Here is a 2,281-nt window from a genome sequence, read left to right as displayed (position 1 = left end):
CTTTGATACCAGAAGAACGACTGATGGATTCGAGAGAGATAGCCATTACTTCACCTCCTGAGAGGCGGTTGCCTTAGAAAGGCTCTCTTTTTTTTTAATGATGAAAATGGAACTCAGGGCAACAGCGTAGAAATGCGATTTACCCATTCCAGCGGAGCCATGCTTTAGGCACAGAGGGATTTCTCTTTTCTTGTCTTCCATTACTGATCCTCCAACCGTTCAAACTTAACCGACACCTTTTTCGGTTTGGTCGTTACCGCCTCAGCGACGATGTTGTATTGGGCAGGATCGAGGCTCTGTAGGCTCTTGAGCTGTTTGATGTTGAGCTCTACCTTTGTGCGTACCAGGTTGTTTGCGAGAGAGGCCGGGAGACTGTCTTTTATCTCCCCCCACTTTTTCTCATCGAGGATTCGGGTATACCCGGCAGAGGTTGTGACCTTGTAGTAATCCCCCTTCAAGGTATGACTACCCTCGTCTTTGACACCGACGACCTCACTTAACTGCTGCTCAATGGCGAGGCGGTGATCCCTTGCGTTTTGCTCTGCAATTTTGGCTCTCTCTAACTCGTAGGCGAGTTTGTCCAGCCGTGAAGCATCATTGCTTTCGGACATAGCAATTTCCCTTTGTTGTGGTTGTTGTGGTGGTCTAGCGGCTAGCTGGTGGGTTCACCTTCGAGGTGATTGATGAGTTCAGGGACTTCTTGGATATGAATACTGTGTTCGCCACCCGATATATCAATCAACAGTCCATTAACGGTAAATCGACCGGGTAATTCATGAGGTGTTGATTCTTGGAGGTGGGTAATCATGTTAAACAAAATGGATCTGTCTAGATTGGCTTCTTTCTGTAGTTCTTTGGATTGCTGAATAAGAAGTTTTTGCTTACGTTCCAGTGCCAATATCTCGCTGGCTTTTTTGCCGATGAACTTTCCTTGCTCAAATTGGTTATCCATTACACGACTCTCAATTTACTGTTTATTTAACTCTGTTTTACTTACCCTGCATTGATAATTATTTTTAGTCAACATCGCCATTAATTTTTTTTGACCAGAAAAATAAAAGTTAATGTGAGAGCGTTTCATTTATGCGAGGGGGATATCAGAAAGGAAAGCAGGTAATAGACAGGTTTAAGTCGAAAAAAAAGGCAGGAAAATCTGCCTTAAATTTTTATTTGAGAGAGCTTAGAAAAAATGCACTGCGCCGACAGCCCGGCCAATAAAGTTGTCTTTTACAACCTCCAAGAGGGGAAACCGTGAGTTAGAAAACATGAGAAAAGACTGATTGTTCATTTCATCATAAACCCCAAGAACTGGCGCATTGTCTTGAAATAGGCAGAGCTTGCCGACTTCCAAGGGGGTATCGGGATCAATGAATATCGGGCTACCATTCGGGATCGGGGGATAATTATTGATGGACGAATCCATTGCAGAGCCGTTCATCGTGAAATAAAAAGACCTCTCACCGCACACGGCAGGACAGAGTCGCCACTTCGCATCTGCGGGCGCAACACCCGTTAACAGCCAGCCAGAAACTTCCTCGAAAGTTTGTAGGTGCGGGATAGTCCGTCCCTTTTGATCGTCCTCTTTTGCGCCTGTTGCGAGATATTCAGGGGAAACTTCGAGAATGTCAGCAATCCTGTACTGTAGCTTAATGGTATTGGTTTCTGTGAGTTCTCGCTTATTGTTTAACCAGAGCGAAACAGCGGCCTTGGTCACACCTAACCTGTCAGCAAGGATTTTCTGATTAATGTCCCTTTTTGCCATCTCCTTTTTGGTTCTCTCTCTCCAGTCCATCGCCTTGTATTCCTTGTTATTTATTCTGCCTACATTATCAGACGATTATCGTATTTAGTAAACACTAATGGACTAAATGAAATTTTTGTTAACTTACCCATTGACTCAAAAAACACCAGCCAGTAATAATAATTTCTCGCAAGTCAAAAATAATTAACTAAACGGAACTTGAGAGCATGGAAGATAAGAAAACACCGGGCGAGATTATTCGTGGATACCGGAATAAAAAAGGAATGTCAGTCACCGAGCTCGCTAAAAAACTGCATTGCTCAAAGTCTGAAATGTCCCTCTATGAGAACAATAAAAAACAGATTGGCAAGGCTCGCCGGTTGCTCTGGTCAACCCTAATTCCCGACTTCACCCCGGACATGCTGACCGCCGATGGACAAGAGCCTGTTGATGGATGATGCAGACAAGGCGGGTCAGTACCAAGAACGGGAAATGGAAGCCCTGCTGACCTGCTGAAAAGCCACCAGCAAAAGCGCCAAC

Annotated in this window: 5 protein-coding genes; 1 reads left to right on the top strand and 4 read right to left on the bottom strand. The window is 44.6% G+C overall.

What is annotated here, in order from left to right:
• Positions 1 to 45: 45 nt before the first annotated feature.
• The 4 genes from AK963_RS33840 to AK963_RS27940 all read right to left on the bottom strand — a co-directional run bounded on the left by AK963_RS33840 (position 46) and on the right by AK963_RS27940 (position 1,792).
• On the bottom strand, positions 46 to 201 hold the full coding sequence (locus tag AK963_RS33840) for a hypothetical protein (RefSeq protein WP_175404703.1): 156 nt from the start codon (positions 199 to 201) through the stop codon (positions 46 to 48).
• On the bottom strand, positions 201 to 611 hold the full coding sequence (locus AK963_RS27950; RefSeq protein ID WP_066018585.1) for a DUF7173 family protein: 411 nt from the start codon (positions 609 to 611) through the stop codon (positions 201 to 203). The genes AK963_RS33840 and AK963_RS27950 overlap by 1 nt, the downstream gene beginning before the upstream one ends.
• 41 nt (positions 612 to 652) lie before the next feature.
• Positions 653 to 952 (bottom strand): hypothetical protein, encoded by a 300-nt coding sequence (locus tag AK963_RS27945; protein WP_066018584.1) that lies wholly within the window; start codon positions 950 to 952, stop codon positions 653 to 655.
• Between the two features lie 228 nt (positions 953 to 1,180).
• On the bottom strand, positions 1,181 to 1,792 hold the full coding sequence (locus tag AK963_RS27940; protein WP_066018583.1) for a helix-turn-helix domain-containing protein: 612 nt from the start codon (positions 1,790 to 1,792) through the stop codon (positions 1,181 to 1,183).
• A gap of 176 nt (positions 1,793 to 1,968) precedes the next feature.
• On the opposite strand from AK963_RS27940, the gene AK963_RS27935 reads away from it, so the two are divergent.
• On the top strand, positions 1,969 to 2,199 hold the full coding sequence (locus tag AK963_RS27935) for a helix-turn-helix domain-containing protein (RefSeq protein ID WP_066018582.1): 231 nt from the start codon (positions 1,969 to 1,971) through the stop codon (positions 2,197 to 2,199).
• Positions 2,200 to 2,281: the final 82 nt, after the last annotated feature.

The sequence above is a fragment of the Endozoicomonas atrinae genome (assembly GCF_001647025.1).
Classification (GTDB): Bacteria; Pseudomonadota; Gammaproteobacteria; order Pseudomonadales; family Endozoicomonadaceae; genus Endozoicomonas; species Endozoicomonas atrinae.
Note: the sequence above shows the minus strand (reverse complement) of the source record. Positions and strands in the feature narration are given on the sequence as shown.